This window comes from Pseudaminobacter sp. Soil_N_29, from assembly GCF_057656055.1.
Genome location: NZ_JBDGLC010000016.1, coordinates 22,628 through 28,978 on the forward strand (window position 1 = coordinate 22,628; position 6,351 = coordinate 28,978).

Below are 6,351 nucleotides of genomic sequence, written 5' to 3' on the forward strand. Positions count from 1 at the left end.
CCCTCTCAAATTGTTAGCCCGCGACCCGCGGCATCCCCATTTAGCTGGTAACCTGAACAAGCCCCCGAGATGTCATGCGCAGTCCCCGGTTCCACCACACTTATGCCGCCGACCTCCCCGAACGGCTTTACGCCCGTCCGGATCCATCCCCGGTTTCGACACCGCGTCTGCTTGAGCTGAATGAAACACTGGCGACGGAACTGGGCCTCGACATCGGCTGGTTGCGTGGTCCTGACGGTATCGAAATGCTGGCCGGAAACCGCTTCCCCACTGACGTGCGTCCCATCGCCCAGGCCTATGCGGGTCACCAGTTCGGCAACTTCGTGCCGCAGCTTGGCGACGGTCGTGCCGTCCTCGTCGGAGAGTTGCTCGATATCGGCGGCCAATTGCGCGACGTTCAGTTGAAGGGCTCCGGTCCGACCCGGTTTTCCCGCAATGGCGATGGGCGCGCAGCGCTCGGCCCGATGATGCGCGAGTACATCTTCAGCGAGGCGATGCACCCACTCGGGATCCCAACCACGCGAACCCTAGCGCTGGTTGCCACTGGCGAGCCCGTCTACCGCGAGACCAGGCTTCCCGGAGCCCTGATAGCGCGCGTTGCCGCCAGCCATATCCGCGTCGGCACGTTCCAGTACCTCGCCGTACGAGAAGACATTGACGGCCTGAGGGCGTTGGCGGACTACGCAATTGCGCGGCACTACCCGGATCTGGCCGGCAGTCCCAACCGCTACCTTGGGTTCCTCAACGCCGTTGTAGCAGCGCAGGCAAAGCTGGTGGCACAATGGATGCTGGTCGGCTTCATCCATGGCGTCCTCAATACCGACAACGTCTCCATTTCGGGCGAGACGATCGATTATGGTCCATGTGCGTTCATGGACGCCTATCATCCGGCGACAGTGTTCAGTTCCATCGACCATCAGGGTCGCTACGCGTTTGCCAACCAGCCGCGCATCACCGTCTGGAACCTGGCGCGCCTTGCTGAAGCGCTGCTGCCCATTCTGGGAAGCGAAGCAGGCGGAGACGATGAAGGCTTTGAGCAGGCGAAAGCGGCGATCGGATCGTTCCAGGCGTACTACGAGGCTGCGTTTCATGAAGGCATCCGCCACAAGATCGGGCTGTTTACCGAACAGCCGGGCGACCTTGATCTTGCCGCCGAACTGCTTGACCTGATGGCGCGCAACGGGGCGGATTTCACCCTTACATTTCGCGATCTCGCTCATGAGATCGACGGGTCGGGGCGAGCACGCAACCATTTCATCGACCCGACCGCTTTTGACGGCTGGGCCGCGCGCTGGCGTGAACGGCTGGCCCGCGAGCCGGAGAATGCAGCCGACCGCGCCGCTCGGATGCGCGCGGTGAACCCGAAGTACATAGCACGCAATCACCGTGTCGAAGCTGCCATCGCCGCCGCCACCGATGCAGGCGACTTTGGCCCTTTCCAGAGCTTGCTCGCTGTCCTGGCGCGTCCGTTCGACGAGCAGCCCGAGATGGAGGAATATTCGCAGCCACCGGTAGACGAAGAGCGCGTCCTGCAGACATTCTGCGGTACGTAATTGCGACTACCGTACAGGTGCCGAATGAGATGGGTTGCTGTCTGATCGTTTAATCATCCATGGTTCGGCGAGCGTGGGGGGAGCGGACTGGCATGCTGTCTGTGGGGCGGAAGCCGTCTCTGGATCGCCGCGTCCGGACGCTGGCTAGCGCGTCGTCGCTCGGATTTTTCCGCTTCAGGATCGACCGGATCGACTCCGCGATATTGCGCGCGCGACGGTCCCTATGATCGTGCCGCCGTTGTCTCATCTCGTATTCCCTCGAGCCGCAATAGCGGTTCCGCCGCGCCAACCCAGGCGGAAACGCGATCGGTGGCTTCTTGCTACCCCTCTTGCTCACTTCATGCTTGGCGAGCGCGATCCGAATGAACTCCAGCGTGGTGAAGCCCATTTCCGTGCGTCGCAGATCGACGCGCATCTGAGCGACCAGCTCCGGCCGCCGCTGCGCATCTAACGGAGGCTCTGGCTCATCTGGGTTTTCATTTTAGGCTACTGCTTGCTGGTGTAGTAGGCGGCGTTGTCTGTGGTTTCGCGTTTGATCCTTTCCAGCATGATCAGCTGCCGAATTGATGGACGCTCGCCGAGGAAGGCGATGGTGACGGTCACACCGTCAGATCGGCATACGGTAGCCGTAAAATTCATGGTCTTCATTGTAGCCGCCTTGGCCAGCGCCGAGATCGGCGAAGTCGGCCACGAATTCGATCGCCGCAACCCACTTGACCATCTTAAACCCCAGCTCGTTCTCGCAGCGCAGGCGTAAAGGCGCACCGTGCAGGACGCTGACCGGTGTCCCGTTCATCTCGTAGGCGAGGATCGTCAATTCGTGGCGCATGTTCTCTATTTTATGGACGTCATAGTAGCGGCCGCCATCCGCGCCGTCGGCCAAGGAATAAAACACGGCGTAGCGGGCCTCGGGCGTCGGCTTCGCCAGGTCGAGGATATCACGCATGCGAACACCGCTCCATTCGGCGACGCCTGACCACCCCTGGATGCAGAAATGCGTCGTGATCTGCTTTTGCTTCGCCAGCGCCTTGAGCTCTGCCAAGGAGAAATCCCGCGGCGCCTCGACCAGGCCGCTGATGCGAAGCCGGTAGCTGGCAAAGCCGTCCGCCACCAGCTCGTCGAATTCCTTGGAATCGGGCATCGTGCCGTTCGGCCAGAAATAGGGAGAGATGTCTTCCTTCGTGAGTTGCGAGCGCGGATCCCAGCCCTCGGCCAGCCCCATGATCCATCCGATCATGAACGCACCGGCGCGCTGCACCAGACGGGCGTGTCGGATAGTGAAGGGCGATACGACGAGCCAGGCGATCGTCAGGATGGCCATCGCCGCGAGGAACAGCGGAAATCCCGTCCAGGAGGCGTCGTCGACGCCGGCGAACATGTGATTGGTGTTCTGTCTGGTGCCGGTAACGAAAACCATGGCGCCGTGCGCCAGGATGAAGGCTACGAACCAGGCGAACGCGATGAAGTGAACTGACCGCATCGCCTGCCGGTTGAACAGCCTGCCGAACCATCCGAATGCGTTGGAGATCGCTGGGCTCTGCATCAGCCCGGTGACGATGGAGAGCGGCGCGGCGACGAAGACGGTGATGAAATAGCTGAGCTGCTGGAGGCCGTTGTAGCGGGTCCAGCCTTCATCGACCGGAAAGTTCAGCGAGGCATATTGGATCGCCGTCGAAAGCGCGGCGGGAAACACCTCCCACGTCATCGGCACCAGCCTGCGCCACTGGTCGGTGGAAAACAGCAAGGCGTAGAAAGCGATACCGTTGATCAGCCACAACAGGTTGACCGAAAAGTGCCACCAGCGCGACAACCCAAGGGTGTGGCGCAGGCCTGGAATACCGAGCCATGTCGGCAGGGTTACAGAGTCGTCCTTGGCGGTCCAGATGCGACCCGTCGGCACCGGAACCTGGAAACGAAACCATTCAGCTCCGGGCGTGCAGTCTCGCCCCCAGTAGAGCCTCGGATGGTCTGCCAGAATCTGCAGGCCGGCGCGTATGATGAACAGCATGAAAAACATGTTCAGGAAGTGCTGGAGCCGCAGCCACCAGGGGAAGCCCGAGTCCACCGACGGTGCCGATTGCGCGATGCCGGGATGTACTTGAATGAAAGCCCCTACGCCGGGTAATTCGCGGAGGCTTTGCGCCAGCGCGATCAGGCAGAGCAGGGTCGCCGCGCCGATGGGGAGGGCCCAAAGCGTGTTGAACCAGCGGCTCCCGATCCGGATCCGCGGCGCGATCCCCGGTTGCGGCGCCATCCAGTGATTGAGGCGGATGCGGTCGTCGGCACCGCTGAGGCTGGCGCGCAGCGGATCGGTCACGGGCGGTCGACGGGTCGTGGGCATTGGCGGATCGCTTTGGGGGTCATCGATCGCGCCCGACAATAATGGCGTCAGTCGCGAAGCTTGGTGAGCGCCGTGTCCTTGTGATAGGCGATGTGCTCGGTCTTGCTGCTCTTGATCTCGTATTGTGGTGCGTCAGCGCTTGCATGGTGCGTGTAGCCGTTGACCTCGAAGTCGCAGATATGGACGCGGATGATGGTGCCGTTGACGCGCCCGGCCTCGGAATTCCAGCTCACATGATCGCCGACGTCAAATTTGTGCTTCATGGTCACTCGATGTCTGGCACTGACAATAGCATCGACATCGCTATCGAATTCCCTGCGGCCGTCACTCAAATCGAAAATGAGACGGCATGAATTAAGCCATCAACCCAGCTTCTCGATCTCGGTTCCACCAATTTCGCAGTGATCTTACAGAAATTGCAGGTGGGAGGCCGGAACTCAAACGGAATGGGGCTTCTGGCGCTCTTGCCGCAGGCGGGCTGATGGATTTGACCTCTACGCCGTGATCAGAATGGCCCCAAGCTCGGGTAATAGGCTTGCTGCGCGTTAGTGGCTGAGTTGTTTCCGGGATCCTGATGAAAACGGAAGAGGATGCGTTCGTGCGAAAGGAACTCAATTGGGGCACCTAAATGGCTCGAAAGAGGTCCAGTTGCCGAACGGCAATCTGCACAGCGGGACGCAATAGCGGTCAGTCCGCTCCCCCCAACCTGCCAAGCCGCTTTGCGCACCATTTCGGCGATGCCGGCTTTGCCGTTCGTCGGAATCCGACACTGCCCTTCTTTGTTCCCGCACAAAGAGCCGCGTTCCCTGCTGACCTAATGTGCCCTCGTAACAACGCGGTCAGAAGGACACGTGCCATGAGCATCCACAAGTACCTCCTCGCAACAGTCGCCGCAGCGGCTTTTGTCGCGACAGCCGCTTTCCCGGCGTTCGCTTCGGACCAGCACACCCATGTGGCCGAGCTCGGCACGCCCGAGGCGCCCGTCGATGTGATCCGCCAGGCGACCGATCTTCCGGGTACGGTGGGTGAACGCGGGCCTCAGACGGTTCGAGTGAGGCTGGAGACGGTGGAGGTCATCGGCAAGCTCGCCGACGGCACGACCTATCACTACTGGACCTTCAACCGGAAGGTTCCCGGGCCGCTGGTCAGGGTTCGCGCCGGCGACACGGTCGAGGTTCTTCTGAAGAACCACGAGGACAGCGCGGCCATGCACAATGTCGACTTCCACGCCGTGACCGGCCTGCATGGTGGCGGACAGGCGACGCTTGCCGCACCTGGCGAGGAGAAGGGCTTTACCTTCAAGGCGCTGAACCCGGGCCTTTACGTCTATCACTGCGCCGTGGGGCCGGCGGCCCAGCACATCGCCAACGGAATGTACGGGATGATCCTGGTCGAGCCCGAAGGCGGCCTGCCGGCGGTCGACCACGAGTTCTACGTCATGCAGGGCGAGCTCTACACCGAAGAGGCGTTCGGGACGCAGGGGCAGCTCACCGAGAGCTATGACAAGCTGATCAACGAGCAGCCGGAATACTACGTCTTCAACGGCGCCGCCGAGGCGCTGACGGGAGACAACGCGCTGAAGGCGAAGGTCGGCGAAACGGTGCGCATCTACTTCGGCGTCGGTGGCCCGAACAAGACCTCGAGCTTCCATGTGATCGGCGAGATCTTCGACAAGGTCTACAATCTCGGATCGCTGAGGGGTGAACCGCTTCCCGACGTGCAGACGCTCACCGTGCCTCCGGGCGGCGCAGCCGCGGTCGACTTCAAGGTCGAGGTCCCCGGCGAATACCCCCTGGTCGACCATGCCCTTTCGCGCGCCACGCGCGGCCTGATCGGCAAGCTGGTGGTGGAAGGGCCGGAGCAGCCGGACATCTTCCGCGAGGGCGTCGAGGAGAAGGTCGGGATGGTCAGCCAATAGGCCGCCCAACAGATGGCCGCCGGCAGCCGGCGGCCATCTCGCGTCATTTCGCTGCCGCCATGGCTTCGATAATGAACCTGGACGGCGGCGCTGATCGATCCACATCTGTGTTCAGGAAGAGAGCCCCCATGCGCCATCCCGTGTCCAACTCAGCCAACTGCAAGGCTCGGCTGAATTCCGGTGTAGCCGTCGTCGAGCGCCTGAGGCGTGAACTGAGCGAGGCAGGGCTCGACTGCGGCTGCCGCGACTCCGCCGACGCGATGCTGGAGCGGATCGGGCCGGAAGAGGGCCTTGCATACCGCGCCGAGGGTCTCACCCACGCCCGCCCGATGCGCGACGCGATCGTGATTGTCACCGCACTGCTTGGCGAGCTCGACGAACTGACACCGGAGGAGCCGGACCGGACAGCCTTCCACGAGATCGCCAGCCTCTTTCAGGATGTCGCCGATTTCGCCTCCTGCGGGGCATCAGCCGCGCGGCAGGCGGCAGGGATGGGAAACAGCTGATGGCCGCCTATCAACACCCCTCAGGGCACGACC

5 protein-coding genes are annotated in these 6,351 nt (G+C 62.3%); 3 read left to right on the forward strand and 2 right to left on the reverse strand.

Annotation, left to right across the window (positions count from 1 at the left end; translation table 11 throughout):
• The first annotated feature begins 74 nt into the window (after window positions 1-74).
• On the forward strand, window positions 75-1,553 hold the full coding sequence (locus AC3A4H_RS23255) for a protein adenylyltransferase SelO (protein WP_487768827.1): 1,479 nt from the start codon (window positions 75-77) through the stop codon (window positions 1,551-1,553).
• Between the two features lie 607 nt (window positions 1,554-2,160).
• Here the strand turns inward: AC3A4H_RS23255 and AC3A4H_RS23260 are convergent.
• The gene (locus AC3A4H_RS23260) at window positions 2,161-3,870 is read right to left on the reverse strand and encodes a molybdopterin-dependent oxidoreductase (protein WP_487768828.1); all 1,710 of its coding nucleotides are present in this window, start codon (window positions 3,868-3,870) and stop codon (window positions 2,161-2,163) included.
• 71 nt (window positions 3,871-3,941) lie between these two features.
• Window positions 3,942-4,157 (reverse strand): hypervirulence associated TUDOR domain-containing protein, encoded by a 216-nt coding sequence (locus AC3A4H_RS23265; protein WP_487768829.1) that lies wholly within the window; start codon window positions 4,155-4,157, stop codon window positions 3,942-3,944.
• 593 nt (window positions 4,158-4,750) lie between these two features.
• On the opposite strand from AC3A4H_RS23265, the gene nirK reads away from it, so the two are divergent.
• Together nirK and AC3A4H_RS23275 are read left to right on the forward strand one after the other, a co-directional pair.
• Window positions 4,751-5,812 (forward strand): copper-containing nitrite reductase, encoded by a 1,062-nt coding sequence (gene nirK, locus AC3A4H_RS23270; protein ID WP_487768830.1) that lies wholly within the window; start codon window positions 4,751-4,753, stop codon window positions 5,810-5,812.
• A gap of 128 nt (window positions 5,813-5,940) precedes the next feature.
• Window positions 5,941-6,318 carry a hypothetical protein gene (locus AC3A4H_RS23275; RefSeq protein ID WP_487768831.1) on the forward strand — a complete coding sequence of 126 codons (378 nt, stop codon included), beginning with the start codon at window positions 5,941-5,943 and terminating at the stop codon, window positions 6,316-6,318.
• Window positions 6,319-6,351 lie beyond the last annotated feature (33 nt).

Coding starts and splice junctions, on each gene's coding strand:
- AC3A4H_RS23275 (WP_487768831.1), top strand. CDS start 5,941: ATGCGCCATCCCGTGTCCAACTCAGCCAACTGCAAGGCTCGGCTGAAT.
- AC3A4H_RS23265 (WP_487768829.1), bottom strand. CDS start 4,157: ATGAAGCACAAATTTGACGTCGGCGATCATGTGAGCTGGAATTCCGAG.
- AC3A4H_RS23255 (WP_487768827.1), top strand. CDS start 75: ATGCGCAGTCCCCGGTTCCACCACACTTATGCCGCCGACCTCCCCGAA.
- nirK (WP_487768830.1), top strand. CDS start 4,751: ATGAGCATCCACAAGTACCTCCTCGCAACAGTCGCCGCAGCGGCTTTT.